11 protein-coding genes are annotated in these 15,881 nt (G+C 51.8%); 7 read left to right on the top strand and 4 right to left on the bottom strand.

Annotated features, from left to right (window positions below; translation table 11 throughout):
• The first annotated feature begins 156 nt into the window (after positions 1 to 156).
• From guaB to CUZ56_RS01700, 7 genes are all read left to right on the top strand, one after another.
• A complete protein-coding gene (gene guaB / locus CUZ56_RS01730) occupies positions 157 to 1,629 on the top strand; it encodes an IMP dehydrogenase (protein WP_126977626.1) in 1,473 nt (490 codons plus the stop codon).
• A 189-nt stretch (positions 1,630 to 1,818) separates the two neighbouring features.
• Positions 1,819 to 3,435: a glutamine-hydrolyzing GMP synthase gene (guaA, locus tag CUZ56_RS01725; protein WP_126977624.1), complete on the top strand. Its 1,617-nt coding sequence runs from the start codon at positions 1,819 to 1,821 to the stop codon at positions 3,433 to 3,435.
• 141 nt (positions 3,436 to 3,576) lie between these two features.
• Positions 3,577 to 4,341, top strand: a complete 765-nt coding sequence (locus tag CUZ56_RS01720) for an SIMPL domain-containing protein (RefSeq protein WP_162615223.1) — start codon at positions 3,577 to 3,579, stop codon at positions 4,339 to 4,341.
• Positions 4,342 to 4,629: 288 nt separating this feature from the next.
• The gene (gene xth, locus CUZ56_RS01715) at positions 4,630 to 5,391 is read left to right on the top strand and encodes an exodeoxyribonuclease III (RefSeq protein WP_126977620.1); all 762 of its coding nucleotides are present in this window, start codon (positions 4,630 to 4,632) and stop codon (positions 5,389 to 5,391) included.
• Position 5,392: 1 nt separating this feature from the next.
• The gene (locus CUZ56_RS01710; protein ID WP_126977618.1) at positions 5,393 to 6,343 is read left to right on the top strand and encodes a cation diffusion facilitator family transporter; all 951 of its coding nucleotides are present in this window, start codon (positions 5,393 to 5,395) and stop codon (positions 6,341 to 6,343) included.
• Positions 6,344 to 6,355: 12 nt separating this feature from the next.
• Positions 6,356 to 7,564, top strand: coding sequence for an MFS transporter (locus CUZ56_RS01705; protein WP_126977616.1), 1,209 nt, complete (start codon positions 6,356 to 6,358; stop codon positions 7,562 to 7,564).
• 180 nt (positions 7,565 to 7,744) lie between these two features.
• The gene (locus tag CUZ56_RS01700) at positions 7,745 to 8,833 is read left to right on the top strand and encodes a glycerol dehydrogenase (protein WP_126977614.1); all 1,089 of its coding nucleotides are present in this window, start codon (positions 7,745 to 7,747) and stop codon (positions 8,831 to 8,833) included.
• Positions 8,834 to 8,893: 60 nt separating this feature from the next.
• Here CUZ56_RS01700 and trhA read toward each other — a convergent pair whose 3' ends face one another.
• The 4 genes from trhA to CUZ56_RS01680 all read right to left on the bottom strand — a co-directional run bounded on the left by trhA (position 8,894) and on the right by CUZ56_RS01680 (position 15,828).
• Complete coding sequence (gene trhA / locus CUZ56_RS01695; RefSeq protein WP_126977612.1) at positions 8,894 to 9,511, bottom strand: PAQR family membrane homeostasis protein TrhA; 618 nt, start codon at positions 9,509 to 9,511, stop codon at positions 8,894 to 8,896.
• Between the two features lie 782 nt (positions 9,512 to 10,293).
• Positions 10,294 to 12,600, bottom strand: a complete 2,307-nt coding sequence (locus CUZ56_RS01690) for an ATP-dependent DNA helicase (protein WP_126977610.1) — start codon at positions 12,598 to 12,600, stop codon at positions 10,294 to 10,296.
• On the bottom strand, positions 12,593 to 14,245 hold the full coding sequence (locus CUZ56_RS01685; RefSeq protein WP_239441955.1) for a VRR-NUC domain-containing protein: 1,653 nt from the start codon (positions 14,243 to 14,245) through the stop codon (positions 12,593 to 12,595). Before CUZ56_RS01685 ends, CUZ56_RS01690 begins: the two co-directional genes overlap by 8 nt.
• 206 nt (positions 14,246 to 14,451) lie before the next feature.
• A complete protein-coding gene (locus CUZ56_RS01680; protein ID WP_126977608.1) occupies positions 14,452 to 15,828 on the bottom strand; it encodes a YncE family protein in 1,377 nt (458 codons plus the stop codon).
• Positions 15,829 to 15,881 lie beyond the last annotated feature (53 nt).

Raw genomic sequence — 15,881 nt, 5'->3', positions numbered from 1 at the left:
ATTTTAGAGAGAATATACCATTATGTCTTGTTTTAGAGCGAAAACGCTTATACCTCAAGCCTCAATGACATTCCCGGGAGCTCGACAGATAATCTCAGACAGTACAAAATAATACAATTTTTCGCTATAATCTTATTTTGCACAGGAGCTAGTTACATGCGCCTCCAAGGTTTAGCGCTTACCTTCGATGATGTATTGTTGGTACCAGCATATTCTGAAGTTCTTCCCAAAGACACGGTCCTCACCACCCAGCTCACCCGCCAAATTCAACTGAACCTGCCACTGGTTTCTGCAGCCATGGACACGGTCACTGAAGCCCGTCTGGCCATTGCCATGGCACAGGAAGGCGGCATCGGGATTATCCATAAAAACCTCACAGCCCAGGAACAGGCCAGAGAGGTTGCCAAAGTCAAACGTTATGAGTCAGGCGTTCTGACCGACCCTGTCACCATTACGCCACAGCATACAGTGCGGCAAGTGATGGAGCTGTCTGACGAAACCAATATATCCGGTTTTCCCGTCTGCGAAAACGGCAAAGTGGTCGGCATTGTCACCGGGCGTGATCTGCGGTTCGAAAACCGCTATGACCTGCCCGTCAGCCAGATCATGACCCCCAGAGAAAAGCTTATTACCGTCCCGGAAGGCACCTCGCTGCAAGACGCCAAGGCCATGCTCAACAAGCACCGGCTCGAACGGCTGCTGGTCGTGAATGACAAATTTGAACTTAAAGGCGTCATTACCGTAAAAGACATCACCAAACAAACCTCATTCCCGCAGGCTGCCCGCGATAGCCATGGCAAGCTGCGTGTGGGTGCTGCCGTTGGTGTAGCCGCCGGCACTGAAGAACGTGTGGAAGCGCTGGTTACTGCCGGTGTGGACGTGCTGGTGGTTGATACCGCACACGGGCACAGTAAAGGCGTGCTGGACCGCGTTAAATGGGTAAAAAAGAACTATCCCCAGGTGCAGGTCATTGGTGGCAATATCGCCACAGGTGATGCTGCTTTGGCACTGGTTGATGCTGGTGCCGATGGTGTCAAAGTCGGGATTGGTCCTGGCTCCATCTGTACCACCCGTGTGGTAGCCGGGGTTGGCGTACCGCAGATTACCGCCATCTCCAACGTAGCCAAAGCCCTTCAAGGCACTGGCGTGCCATTGGTTGCTGATGGTGGTGTGCGCTACTCAGGCGATATCGCCAAGGCCATTGCGGCCGGTGCTTCTACCGTCATGATGGGCGGTATCTTTGCTGGTACTGAAGAAGCGCCTGGCGAAGTGGTACTGTTCCAGGGCCGCAGCTACAAGAGCTACCGCGGCATGGGTTCCATTGGTGCCATGAAAGCCGGCAGTGCTGACCGCTACTTCCAGGAATCCAGCGCCAACAGCCCGGACGCCGATAAACTGGTGCCCGAAGGCATCGAAGGCCGCGTACCCTACAAGGGGTCTGTGGTCCAGATCGTTTATCAGATGGCTGGTGGCTTGCGTGCATCCATGGGATATTGTGGCTGCAAGTCCATTGAAGAAATGGGCAACAAGGCCGAGTTTGTTCAGATCACTTCCGCCGGTATCCGCGAAAGCCACGTGCACGATGTGCAGATCACCAAGGAAGCGCCCAACTACAACCAGTCAGCCTAGGCTGACTGAATGCCGCCGTGTTGCCATGTACGCTTGGTGATGTTGCTGGTCTGATCACAGCGTATCTGCGGCACAGCCGTATAATGCCGCTGTTTGTGCTTTGCAGGCAGTGGTTTTTTATATTGCTTTGACATTCACTTTTCGAACCTGTTTTACAAAACCCTTTGCGTCATTGAAAAACTATTCTCCATGCATCAGAAAATTCTCATCCTTGATTTTGGTTCTCAGGTCACACAACTGATTGCACGCCGCATCCGTGAGGCCCACGTGTATTGCGAAGTACATTCCTGCGATGTCAGTAACGAATGGATCAAACAATACGCCAGCGACGGGCAGTTGAAAGGCATTATCCTTTCCGGCAGCCATGCCAGCATATATGAAGAAAGCACCGACAAAGCACCGCAAAGTGTTTTTGAGCTTGGCGTCCCTGTGCTGGGCATCTGCTATGGTATGCAAGCCATGGCTTATCAGCTCGGCGGTCAGGTTGAAGGCGGACATAAGCGCGAATTCGGATTTGCACAGATCCGTGCACATGGTCACACACAGTTGCTTGAAGGCATTCAAGACAGCACCAACGAACAAGGCCACGGGCTGCTTGACGTGTGGATGAGCCACGGCGACAAGGTGGTCACCCTACCCCCCGGTTTTAAACTGATGGCCAGCACCCCAACCTGCCCGATTGCCGGCATAGCAGACGATACACGCCATTTTTACGGTGTACAGTTCCACCCCGAAGTAACACACACCAAACAAGGCAAAGCCATTCTGGAACGCTTTGCGCTGGACATCTGCAAGGCCAGCCCCGACTGGGTGATGGGCGACTACATCAGCGAGGCCGTTGCCAAAATCAAAGAAGAGGTGGGCGATGAAGAAGTCATTCTCGGCCTCTCCGGCGGTGTTGACTCATCCGTTGCGGCCGCTTTAATCCATCGTGCCATTGGTGATCAACTGACCTGCGTGTTTGTTGACCATGGCCTGCTGCGCCTGAATGAAGGTGCCATGGTCATGGACATGTTCAAAGGCAAGCTGCACGCCAAAGTCGTGCATGTGGATGCCAGTGAACAGTTTCTAAGCCACCTCAAAGGTGTCACAGACCCGGAACAAAAACGCAAAATCATCGGGCGCGAATTTGTTGAAGTATTCAAGGCAGAAGCCAGCAAACTCAAGCAGGCACATGCAGGCAGCAAAGGGGCTACATTCCTGGCGCAAGGCACCATTTACCCGGATGTGATCGAATCCGGCGGAGCCAAAAGCAAAAAAGCTGTTACCATCAAAAGCCACCACAATGTGGGCGGCCTGCCCGAGCAACTGGGGCTTAAACTGCAGGAGCCGCTCAGAGACCTGTTCAAAGATGAGGTGCGTGAACTCGGCATTGCGCTCGGACTGCCGCCTGAAATGGTTTACCGCCACCCCTTCCCCGGCCCGGGGCTTGGCGTGCGTATTCTGGGCGAAGTTAAAAAAGAATATGCCGACCTGCTGCGCCAGGCTGATGCCATATTTATTGAAGAACTGCGCAACTTCAAAGACCCGACCAGTGGTAAAAACTGGTATGACCTCACCAGCCAGGCATTCACCGTATTCCTGCCGGTCAAAAGCGTGGGTGTGATGGGCGATGGCCGCACCTACGAATACGTGGTGGCACTGCGCGCCGTACAAACCAGCGACTTCATGACCGCCGACTGGGCCCCTCTGCCCTATGATTTACTCAAAAAAGTTTCAGGCCGCATCATCAATGAAGTCAGCGGCATCAACCGCGTAACTTACGATGTCAGCAGCAAACCACCGGCAACAATTGAGTGGGAATAAACTGCTCTAAAAACGACTTCAGAACTCTCGAATGCCTTTCAAAGCTTCGAGAGTTTTTTATTTCAAATATTTTACAAATTAATGACAAAGTCAGTTTTTCACATTCATATAATCAAAAAACAATATTCAGAAGGATTATCTATGAAGCTGTTGAAAATGACTTTTCTTTTTATATCACTGGCCTTAAGCATGCAACTGAGCGCGCATGCGCAACCTTTGACTTTGAATACGACAAATGCTCGTTACCAATACTTCACGGTTTCAGGAAGCGCTGTTGTTCACGTCAGGCCAGACCGGGTCAGCCTGACATTGGGCATTCATGACCGCACCTCGAATCTGAATACCGCCAAAGACAATATGGCCCGCGTCATTCGCGATGTCATTGCCTTCTCCCAGAAAAATGGCATTGAGTCCAAACACATTCAAACAGCCAATATTCAGATTGAACCCAGGTACAGCAGCAATAGCACAAACAACCTGCAACTGGAATACTACCTTGTGCAGCAGTCATTAACGGTCACACTGAACGATGTGGATAAATACAACCAGATTATTTACGGAGTCATGGATCTGGGCATCAACACCATCGAAAATATTCAGTTCTCTTCTTCCAAAGCCCGCGAGCACCGTGATCAGGCCCGATTAAACGCTATTCAGGCTGCCCGTGAAAAAGCGACCTTACTGACAAGCGCTGTAGGAATTAAACTGGGAGAAATTGTCTATGTTACGGAAGATAGCGGATATTCCAGCTACTATGCACAGCGCTCACCCATGAACGCCAACAGTGTACAAAATGCCTACCAGTCCCCAATAGGCTCTGGTCACGATGGAGACGATGCAAGTTCAGCTGCTGGTATGATTTCTGTCAGCTCAACAGTACAGTTGACATACAAAATAGCGGAATGAAGCTCACTGCACAAATACCCGTTTCATTCATTTTGTGAAATGGGTATGAGCAAAGATATGAGTTGGAATACCATGAAAATACATACATCTTGCTTTTTGCCTGATTATGCTTTTTCGAAAATATGCGATGCTTTATAAGTCCTAATTTTGATCATTTAAAAAAGAAACAAAAGCATTCTCAATACGAACAGACCCACCAGTGATATGAATACGGTATTCTCCAAATAAGCTGCCTGTTATTTTGTAGCATAATCACTGGTTGTTTCTCTCATTTTTTTGATCGTCCCTATGAAATTTGCTACCTGGAATGTGAACTCCCTTTCTGTGCGCCTGCCGCAGGTTTTGCAGTGGCTAGCCGATACCGGCACTGATACGCTGGTACTGCAGGAAACCAAACTCACGGATGACAAATTTCCGCACGATGCCTTTGCCCAAGCAGGATATCAATCGGCCTGCTTTGGCCAGAAAACGTATAACGGTGTGGCCATTATTTCGCGCGAAGCCGTCACCGATATTTCTCATAACATTCCCGGTTTTGACGACCACCAGGCACGCATCATTGCCGCAACAGTAGGCGATGTGCGCATGATTGGTGCCTACTTCCCCAACGGACAGGCCCCTGGCACCGACAAGTTTGAATATAAAATGTCATGGCTTCAGGCACTGGAGCGCTGGGTCAAAGAGCATCTGGAGAACCATTCCAAACTGATTCTGGCTGGTGACTTTAACATTGCACCAACCGATGATGATGTTTATGACCCCGTTGCCTGGAAAGACCAGATTCTGTGCACGCCGCAAGAGCGCACACACTTTCAAAACCTGATCGCATTGGGGCTTCACGATGCATTCCGCCTGTTTGAACAGCCCCCTAAAAGCTGGAGCTGGTGGGATTACCGCAACCTGGCATTTCGCAAAAACCAGGGGCTGCGCATTGACCATATTCTGGTCAGTGATGCCTTGAAGAGCACTGTCTGTGCGTGCAGCATTGACAAACAGCCGCGTAAAAACGAGCGCCCCAGTGATCATGCCCCAGTGGTTTTAGAGTTCTGAAATGAGTGCAGTCGATCACATTGCAGAAAACCAGTCAGGGCAAAACACGGCGGCTGGCGCCCAACAGGTTAAACGCTATATCTGGCTGTCTATCGTTGCGGCACTCGTGACGATCACGCTTAAAATGATTGCGTGGCGTATCAGCGGCTCTGTCGGTTTGCTTTCTGATGCGATGGAGTCTTTCGTCAACCTGTTCAGCGCACTTTTTGCCTTGGTCATGCTGCGCATTGCCTATACGCCGCCTGATGAGCAGCACCCTTTCGGGCACAGCAAAGCCGAATACTTTGCCAGTGGGCTGGAAGGCGCCATGATTTTTATCGCTGCCGGGCTGATTCTGTACACAGCGATTCCACGGCTTTTTCAACCGGCGCCTTTAGAAGCACTGAATATCGGTTTGATTTTCTCTGTGGTCAGTACCGCATTGAATTTTGCCGTTGCACAGGTTTTGATACGCGCCGGCAAGCGCCTGAATTCCATTGCACTTAGGGCAGATGGACGCCATCTGATGACTGACGTGTGGACAACGGCAGGTATTGTGATCGGACTGATTGCGGTACTCTTGACCGGTTGGCTGTGGCTGGATGCCCTGCTTGCGATTGGCGTGGCATTTCATATTCTGTCTGAAGGCTATAAGCTGATGAAAGAATCTGTCAACGGCCTGATGGACCGTTCCCTGTCTGAAGCGGAAATTCAAAAAATTGAGCAACTGTTACAAACCTATGCACCGCGCCATGTGCTGTATACCCACCTGAAAACCCGGGTTTCGGGCAGCCAGCGGTTTGTTTTAGTCAATATCCTGGTTCCGGCTGACTGGCAGGTGGGCAAGTCGCACGATCTGCTGGATGAGATTGAAGCTAAAATCAGCCAGTTGCTCGGCGGAGCCAATGTCTCCACGCATCTGGAGCCGATTGTTTCAACAGACGCTGCACAGCCCTCCCTGTCTAAAATCTAGTTTTCTTCTGCCATGCCCACAGCACCCCAGACGAGTACATCCCAAAAAATTCCGGCAACGGTCTGGATACTGGGGTTTGTCAGCATGCTGATGGATATTTCATCTGAAATGATCCATAGCCTGATGCCGCTTTTTATGGTGACGGTGCTCGGAACCAGCGCCCTAACAGTTGGCATCATTGAAGGGCTGGCTGAAGCCACGGCATTGATCGTCAAAATATTCTCCGGCGCTTTGAGTGACTACCTGGGCAAACGCAAAGGGCTGGCTGTTTTCGGCTATGGGCTGGCAGCATTAACCAAGCCGCTGTTTGCCATGGCTTCGGGCATCGGCATGGTCACTACGGCCCGGCTGCTGGACCGCTTGGGCAAAGGTATCAGAGGCGCTCCGCGCGATGCGCTGGTCGCAGATGCCGTCACGCCAGAAATACGGGGGGCGGCCTTCGGGCTGCGCCAGACACTGGATACCGCAGGCGCATTTCTCGGCCCCCTGCTTGCCATGGCGCTGATGCTTTTATTTGCCAGTGATTTCCGCGCGGTATTCTGGATAGCCGTTATTCCGGCCTTCATTGCCGTTGCCCTGTTGATTTTCGGGCTGAAAGAGCCAGCAACGCCAGTCCCTAAAGAAAAAAGAACCAATCCGCTCAAATGGGCCAATCTGAAAAAGCTGAGCCATGCCTACTGGTGGGTGGTTGTGATTGGCGCTGTGTTTACGCTGGCGCGTTTCAGTGAGGCATTTCTGGTACTGCGGGCTCAGCAAAGCGGCATGGCGCTGGCGCTTATCCCACTGGTCATGGTCGTGATGAATATGGTTTTTTGCGCCTCTGCCTACCCGTTTGGTAAATTGTCAGACCGCGTCAACCACCAGCACCTGCTGGCCGGGGGGCTGCTGGTACTGATTCTTGCCGATGTTGTGCTGGCCAGCAGCAGCCACTGGGCTGTGACGATGGCCGGAATTGCCTTGTGGGGTGTCCATATGGGAATGACACAAGGCCTGCTGGCTACCATGGTTGCCAATACAGCACCGGCAGACCTCAGAGGCACGGCTTTCGGCTTTTTTAACCTGATTTGTGGCCTTGCCATGCTGCCGGCCAGTGCGCTGGCCGGTTTCCTGTGGATGCAGTTTGATGCCTCGGTCACTTTCCATGCCGGTGCCGTTTTTTGCCTCATCGCGCTGGCGGTTCTGCTCATACGACCTTTGCTGCAACAGAAAAAAACGCTGTAATTCATCCACTGCCAATTACTTTCGATAAACGGCACAATTTCTCATTATCGGATACCCGTTCGGGGTGAATCCGTGGAGTTTGTGTCTGGTCAAACCCATGCCGTTTGTTTGATGCCATAGTGTTTTCCGATTGCGGAGTATTTCGCATCGTTTTAAATAATAAACTGAAGGAAACACGTCATGATCACCACAACCATTTTCCCCGGACGTTACGTCCAGGGTCCCAATGCCATTCAACTGCTGGGTGAAGAACTTGCCCGCCTGGGTAAAAAAGCACTGCTGCTGGAAGACCCGTTTGCCGCAAAAGCACTCAAGCAGGATATTGAAAAAGGGCTTGGCGGCAAGCTGCAATGCCATATTGAAGTGTTTGAAGGCGAATGCTGCGACGAGGAAATCGATCGCCTGTCTGCCACCCAGGGCATTGATGTGGTTGCCGGCATTGGCGGTGGAAAAACGCTTGATACCGCCAAAGCTGTTGCACACAAGCTGAATGTTCCGGTTGCCATCATTCCTACGCTGGCTTCAACAGATGCGCCCTGCAGCGCCCTGTCTGTCATATACACCAAGTCAGGAGAATTCAGCCGTTATCTGGTATTGCCGCAAAATCCCAATCTGGTGCTGGTTGACAGTGCCATCATCGCCAAAGCGCCGGCGCGCTTTCTGGTGTCCGGCATGGGAGATGCACTGGCTACCTGGTTTGAGGCGCAATCCTGCAGCGTAACGCATGCAAGCAACATGACTGGCAGGCTGGGGTCGGCCACAGCGCTGGGGCTGGCAAGAATGTGCTTTGAAACACTGCTCGAATATGGCCCGCAGGCCAAAGTCGCGTGTGAGGCACAGATCACCTCTGCCGCACTGGAACGTGTGATTGAAGCCAATACACTGCTTTCCGGCCTGGGGTTTGAAAGCGCCGGCCTTGCTGCCGCGCATGCCATACACAACGGCCTTACGGTTCTGGAAGCTACACATGCCTACTGGCATGGCGAAAAAGTCGCATTTGGTACATTAACCTCTCTGGTACTGACAGATAAGGCACCCGATGTGATTGATACGGTGTTCGGGTTCTGCGAATCTGTTGGCCTGCCCACCACTCTGGCGGAAATTGGCCTGGATAAAGTCAGTGATGCCGATCTGATGAAGGCCGCCCAGGCGGCAACGGCTACTGGTGAAACCATTCACAATGAAGCCGGCACCGTTACACCTGAAACCGTGTTCAATGCCATGAAGGCAGCCGATGCTATCGGCCGTGACCGTAAAACCTGGTTATAAAAACACCTCAGCCATTAAAAAGCCGCTAAATGCGGCTTTTTTATTAAAGCATATCGCTGCTCAATTCACATAAAGCAGAATGCTGACAAACTGGCAAATGCTGCCGCCCAGCACAAACAGGTGCCACACACCATGAAAATGTCTGACCTTTTCATCCAGCAGAAAAAAGATAATACCCAGCGTATAAACCACCCCGCCTGCAGCCAGCCATACCAGCCCGGCGGTTGAAAGTAGCGCCATCAGCGGTTTGATGGCAACCAGGGCCAGCCAGCCCATCACCACATAAATAATCATGGAAAACAGCTGTGTGCGCTTGCCAATCCAGACTTCCTGAATGATGCCAATGATGGCCAGCCCCCATGAAACCCCGAACAATGACCACCCCCATGGTCCGCGCAGCGTCACCAGCGTAAAAGGCGTATAGCTGCCGGCAATCAACAGGTAAATGGCACAGTGGTCCAACCGCTGGAATATGGCTTTGGCCCGTCCGCGTACGCTGTGGTAAATCGTGGATGTGGTATACACCAGCACCATGGTGGTGCCATAAATGGCTGCACTGACAATTTTCCAGGCATCGTTATGCAGGCTGGAATAGACAATCAGCCAGACCATGCCTGCCAGTGACAAAATAGCCCCGATTAAATGACTGTACGCATTAAAACGTTCACCGCGATACATGCTGGCCCCCAGTACAAAAGCATATTCTGGTCCGTAAACATCAGCACCGTTTTATCATCAAAAAAATGACAATAAAGAATTTTAGACTGTGCCCAACCCATAAAGTTGCAAAAAATGAAGCCCCTTATACATTCCGACAGAAGGGTTATTGAACGGGTAAACCCTTAATTCAATGCCTTCTGCCGTCAGACTCAGCTATGAATGCCCATATAGGTAGAAACATGTAAGAGAATTCCCGCATTTACGCTGTGCCTCAGATGTATTAATTTATAGCATAAATTCAAATTGCACAAAGTAAGTACCAGTGCGTGTTAACACATCCAATTATCTGATGCGCCAAAGGAGCCTCTGAAAATGATGAACCCATACAAAGATTGCATCAAATCATGCATTGAATGCTTTATCGCCTGCGAAGCCTGCTTAACCACCAGCCTGCAAAGTAAAGAGGCCAAAGAAATGGCTGCTAGCATCCAGCTCGAACGCCAATGCGCAGACATGTGCAAAACCGCCGTGTCCCTGATGCTGCATCAAAGCACACATGCCCAAAGATTATGCGAAATGTGCATTAAAGCCTGCCAGCAGTGCGCACAGGAGTGCGCAAAACATAATACCCATGCCTATTATCGGCACTGCATGAAGGCATGTGAACAATGTGCACAGGAATGCGAAAAGGTCGCCATGCTGAAACAGGCGGCATAACACCCATCATCAAGCGGCCCCAGAGCAAACAGGCCTTCATGGTATTCAAATTGCATTGCTGCCTGTCACAGCCAGTTACTTTTTCACTTTATCCGTCCTTGTTGAATATGCCACCATGAAGGCAAAAGCTTTTTAACCTGGTTTGTAGCAAAACGGTCATCAATCAGATAGACAACGCCACGGTCCTGCGGTGTGCGGATGACCCGCCCTGCGGCCTGTATCACCTTCTGAATACCGGGGTACAGATAAGCATAGTCATACCCCCTGCGATCAAACAATTCATCAAGCCGGCGTTTTATCTGCTCATTCACAGGATTTAACTGTGGTAAACCCAGTGTGGCAATGAACGCACCAATCAGCCGCTGTCCCGGCAAATCAATGCCCTCGCCAAACGCGCCACCCAGTACGGCAAAACCAATGCCCTGCCCGCCTGCTGCAAAGCGGTCAATGAATGTCTGCCGCTCAGCCTCATCCATACGCCGGGTCTGGCTCCAGCGTGGAATGTCCGGATGGCATTGTTGCAGCAAGGTATCAATCTGCTGCAGATAATCAAAGCTGCTGCAAAACATCAGATAGTTACCTGGCTGCCAGTAAAACTGCCGGGCTAGTATATCCACAATCGGCTGCTGTGAAGCCGCCCGGTGCTGGTAGCGGGTGGATATTTGATCCACCAGATGCACAGTCAGTTGACTGGCGTCGAAAGGTGAATCTATTTCCAGCCAGCGCACCTTGTCAGGCAGACCCAACAGGTCCTGGTAAAACTTTTGCGGCGTCAATGTTGCTGAAAAAAGGATACTGGAATGGCTTACAGCAAACCGTTCAGACAGAAAAGCGCCGGGTTGTATATTACGCAGACACAGGCTGGCATGGTTGCGCAGGCTTCCCCGGTATACCGGCTGTTTGCTGACATCAAACAGCGAGTGTGCATCATACATTTCGGCCATGCGCATAAAATGCAGTGCGTCAAAATAAAAGCGCTGTAAATCTCCTGATAGGCCTTCCGGGTGTTCGGCCAGATCATCGCCGATTTTGGATACGGTTTTTTGCAAGGCCGTCAAAAATGGCTCAGGCAACTGATCATAAGCCTGATAAACATCAGGCTGCGCCTGGCTCAGCTTGTTCCACGTGCGGTTCAGTTGATCCAGGCTTCTTTTGACTGCTGCAGACGCTGTCTTGCGTACATTCTGAAAATCTGCCTGGTCCAGTGTTGCCGAATACATTTTCCGGCCACGCTCTATCAGGTTATGCGCTTCGTCAACCAAGATGGCAACCTGCCATTGGCTGCTTTGCGTCAGGCTGAACAGCAGGGCCGATACATCAAAATAATAGTTGTAATCAGCAACCACCACGTCGCTCCAGCGCGCCAGTTCCTGGCTCAGGTAGTACGGGCATATCTGGTGATTTCGGGCCACGGTGCGTATGCTGTTCTGGTCCATCCAGCCGTTTTTGACCGCCTCATCCCGTGCAGCAGATAAACGGTCATAAAACCCCTGCGCCAGCGGACAGGACTCCCCATGGCAGGCTTTGTCAGGGTGTTCACATGCCTTATCCCTTGCCACCATTTCCAAAATACGCAGATTTTGCCGCAACCCGCCTCTCTCAAGCGTTTGCAGTGCACCCAATGCTAATGCCCTCCCCGGTGTTTTTGCCGTCAGGAAAAATACCCGGTCCAGTGCCTGCCCCGGCATGGCTTTCAGTAAAGGAAATAAGGTGCCGATGGTTTTCCCGATACCGGTGGGTGCCTGAAGCATTAAACAGCCCCCCGAACAGGCGGCCCGGTAAGTGGCCTCGGCCAGTTGCCTTTGCCCTGCGCGAAACCCCTGGTAAGGAAAAACCAGTACCTGCAAAGCTTCATCCCGCGCATGCCGGTGTGCCATCTCCTGCTGCGCCCAGCTCAGAAACTGCTCACACTGCTGCTCAAAAAACAACTGCAACTCTGCGGCCTGGCAACGCTGCTCAAACACCGTTTCTTTCTGGCTGCCGATATCCAGATAAACCAGTGCAAGCTCGATGCCGTCCAGCTTTAGCTGCTGGCACAGCAGCCAGCCATATATTTTCAATTGCGCCCAGTGCAAAGCACGGTGATTCGATGGTTGCCGTTGCAGGTCACCACGGTATGTTTTAAATTCCTCCAGACGCTGCTGCTGCGGATCAAACCCGTCAGCCCGGCCATGAACAGTCAGATTACGGTAGCTTCCCGACAACGGCACCTCTTTTTGGTATGTTGCCGAGCGGCGCGACGCGACCAGCGCGTGCCCGGCAATGCCTTCCTGCGCCGTGGGTGACGGTGTAAAGCGCAGGTCAAGATCCCCGGTTTTAGCGGTAAATTCACACAAGGCGCGTACAGCAACGCGGTAAGGCTGTGGCAGCGGTGGTGGGGTTTCAGTCATGCTCTTGCCACCGTACATAACACACCACTGCAGGCATGCCATGCTGCTGAAAAAAAGACAGCCAGCGCAGTTGATTATCTTGCAGGCGGTCCCCCGGCCCTTTGACTTCAACCATCCGGTAGCGCTGCTCCTGCGGCCAGAACTGAATCAGGTCAGGCCACCCGGCCCGGTTATTTTTCATATCATGCAGCATGCGGTAAAACCATGCATGCAGATGATCCGCAGGCAAGCAGCTCAATGCCTGCTGTAACAGCTTTTCGCTCAGCAGGTCCCAATAAACAAAAGGAGACTGCAACCCCTGTTTCTGTTCAAACGTATGCCAGATAGAGGATTTATATGCCCCTGTTTTCAATTGATCCAAACAACCGGCGAATAACTCCGAACGCCGCGGCAAAAAGTCTGCATCAAACAAATCGGCCGGACCGGTTTGAAACGGATGAAAAAAAGCGCCCGGTACAGCGGCAAAAACAGCATCCCAGCACAGCAGGCCAAATAATGAATTGACCAGACCGTTTTCCACATAATAAGTGTCCGTGTGCTGCGAAAGATCGTCACAGACAGCAAGCTCAACGCCATAATATGGCTCGGGCTGCGGCAATGTCAGATCTATCCGGTCAGTCGCATGCACCTTTTTTTGGGATACAGTAGCCGATAGATTCAGCCTGCGCTGCAAACGCGGCAGCATCCGCTGCAGGCTTTGCTGCTCTGTCTCGCTGACAGGCTGCTGCATGGCCTGCTCAGTCAGTGTACAGGCTTCAGCAAAATTCCCGCTACGTTCAAGCACCCGGATAGCTCTGTAACGTGCCTGCGGATGGCTAGATTGGCGATAAAGCTGCAATGCCTGTGAAAAGTCCTGCTCAGACTCGCAAAAGTGCGCCATCTGAAACAGCAGCTTACCGCGCCGCGCTTCGAGCCATGGGTTGCTGTAAGGCTGTGCAGGGACCTCACTGAGCACCTGCTCAAATGCATCGCCGGCTTCAAACTGCTCTCTGCACGCCTGCAAATGCAAATAAGCGTCCACCTCTGCGCGCTGCTGAAATGCACGTGAATCCGGTGAAAACGGTACCTGCTCATACTGATAAATGCCCAGGTCTGCCAATATGAATTCGGACCAGTCCTGATGCAGATTGCCAAAATACATCAGGCGCAAGCGGTCGCAGATATCCATGCATTGCAGTGCATAGACTGGCTCTGAAAAACCGGGAAGCCAGTCGGCCAGATCACGTGCCTGGGCAAATTCGGCTTTCAGTATCACCAGCATATCCGCCTTGCGCGGTATATGTCCAATTTGCTCAGGAAAAAACTGCTGCAGCTCCTGTTTGCTCAACAGCGCAAACAGTTGTTCCATTTCCAGCATTGGCACATCTGTTACCCAGCCTGCTGACAGCAAAGGCGCAACCGCTGTTTGCGTGGAACCTATTTCTTCATAGTGTAATTTGCTCAGCCGGAAATGACAGCCTTTGCGCATGACCATGCGCACCAGCAGCGCCTGCGAAGGCTGAGGAAGTTTTTCAAATTGACGGATGAATGCCAGTTCATGCGCATTCAGCAGGTCGCTGTAGCGTTGTTCCAGCCATGCCAGAACATGCTGGAAGTTATGCAGATAGTAAAAGGGGGCAACAGTTGCAGCAGGCAATATATACACTCAAATACTGTTTATATATACAGCTATAGTGTACCTTAAACCCGATATCCCGTTTGCTTGGTGCAGAGATTTTCAAAACCACTGACATCACACAGACAAAACCGCACCATGCTTTTTGGCATGGCACGGCTTTTGTCATGACTGTCACCATGATGCAAAGAAACACCACCAACCTTTCATTATCCGGGTTGATGATCTATCTAACATCATTTCACCGGCGTAACGCGAGTCAGTTGGTCATTGCGCGGGTTATTCTCCCCTTGCGCTTTGTTGGCAACATAAAGGTTGCCCTGTTTATCCACGCTGATGTGGTTGACATTCGGGCCAATATCCAGGTTGGCAACAACCTGTCCCTTGCTGTTCACAGCAGTTACAGTGCCTGCGCCGCGGTTGGCCACGTAAGCCAGACCATCGTGCGGGTTGTAAACCACATTCAGCGCACCGGCACCGGTTGCAACCTGATGCAGCACGTTACCTGTTTGGGTATCTACAATGAACACACCATCGCTGTTCTGTCCGGTTACCAACAACTGGTTGTCCTTGCTATTGATGCTGACACCAGCGCCCCCAGCCAGGCCGGGTATTGCATATACTTGCTCCACGGTGCCTGTTGTCGTGTTGATAACGGCTGCTTCGGCAGTGCCCATGCTCACGGTATAGAGCTTGTGTGCAGCAGCATCCAGCGACAAGCTCATGGGCTTGAACGAGCCTCGCGGCACTTTGGAGGAAACTGCAATTTCACCCATCAGTTCCAGCTTATCGGTATCGGCCACATAAATATTGCCGCTACCGGGTGAAGAAATATAAGCCTTGTTATTTGCGGCATCAATGACAACGTCACGACCAGCCGGAATGGAGCCGTTTTCAAAGCGCTTGATCAGCGAGAGGTCTTTCTGGCTGTAAACAGTGACTGTACCCTGGCGGGTGTTGGTGACCCAGACGGTGCCGTGCTTATCGTCCACCGCAACGCCATAAACGGCATAAAGTCCTGAGCGCTCATCGGCTTCATCAGGTACCACAGAAGCTTCTACAGCCAGAGTTTGCGGGTTGAGGCGCAGTATATGCGCATCGCGCACCGGGGGGCGCCCCACTGATGCAGTGACAAACAAGGCCTTGTTGGCTTCACTGTAGGCAGATTGGTACAACCCACTGGCCGGTTGCGTCTTCTCAATTTCATACAGGTTCTGCCCCGAGAGAGCAACCTGCGGTGATACTTTCAGATTGAATACCAGTGCGGCATCGGGGCCGGACACTTTCACCACAACAGGCTGCATGCCCACGACGGCATTCTGCGGAATGGCAATATTTCCGCTGAATTTACCCTCTGCATCTGCCACATACGGCTGCGCATTCAAAACGGTACGGCCGCGCTCCAGCGTAATCTGCTGCCCCGGTTTGAAGTTACTACCTGCAACAGCAGCCTGAGTTCCTGCATAAACCGGCTGTTGCTGGCTCAAACGCACATTGCCTGCAAATGCGCCATCGGGTTGGGTGAAAGCATTGTCTGCCTGTGCCAACGATGCTGCCCCCAGCAATACGAAGGCAGCGGCGGCTTTACGCACCCAGCCTGCTTGATTCATCATTTCCATAAACTTCCTTTGAGTGTCTACAAATCAATTGCCGTTCTCGGTACGTC

Origin of the sequence: Saezia sanguinis, from assembly GCF_003991585.1 — a bacterium.
GTDB classification, from domain to species: Bacteria; Pseudomonadota; Gammaproteobacteria; order Burkholderiales; family Burkholderiaceae_C; genus Saezia; species Saezia sanguinis.
Note: the sequence above shows the minus strand (reverse complement) of the source record. Positions and strands in the feature narration are given on the sequence as shown.

Bases quoted from the DNA above. Each gene is read 5' to 3' on its own strand.
- guaB (WP_126977626.1), top strand. From the start codon at position 157: ATGCGCCTCCAAGGTTTAGCGCTTACCTTCGATGATGTATTGTTGGTA.
- CUZ56_RS01680 (WP_126977608.1), bottom strand. From the start codon at position 15,828: ATGATGAATCAAGCAGGCTGGGTGCGTAAAGCCGCCGCTGCCTTCGTA.
- CUZ56_RS01705 (WP_126977616.1), top strand. From the start codon at position 6,356: ATGCCCACAGCACCCCAGACGAGTACATCCCAAAAAATTCCGGCAACG.
- trhA (WP_126977612.1), bottom strand. From the start codon at position 9,511: ATGTATCGCGGTGAACGTTTTAATGCGTACAGTCATTTAATCGGGGCT.
- CUZ56_RS01690 (WP_126977610.1), bottom strand. From the start codon at position 12,600: ATGACTGAAACCCCACCACCGCTGCCACAGCCTTACCGCGTTGCTGTA.
- xth (WP_126977620.1), top strand. From the start codon at position 4,630: ATGAAATTTGCTACCTGGAATGTGAACTCCCTTTCTGTGCGCCTGCCG.
- CUZ56_RS01720 (WP_162615223.1), top strand. From the start codon at position 3,577: ATGAAGCTGTTGAAAATGACTTTTCTTTTTATATCACTGGCCTTAAGC.
- CUZ56_RS01710 (WP_126977618.1), top strand. From the start codon at position 5,393: ATGAGTGCAGTCGATCACATTGCAGAAAACCAGTCAGGGCAAAACACG.
- CUZ56_RS01700 (WP_126977614.1), top strand. From the start codon at position 7,745: ATGATCACCACAACCATTTTCCCCGGACGTTACGTCCAGGGTCCCAAT.
- guaA (WP_126977624.1), top strand. From the start codon at position 1,819: ATGCATCAGAAAATTCTCATCCTTGATTTTGGTTCTCAGGTCACACAA.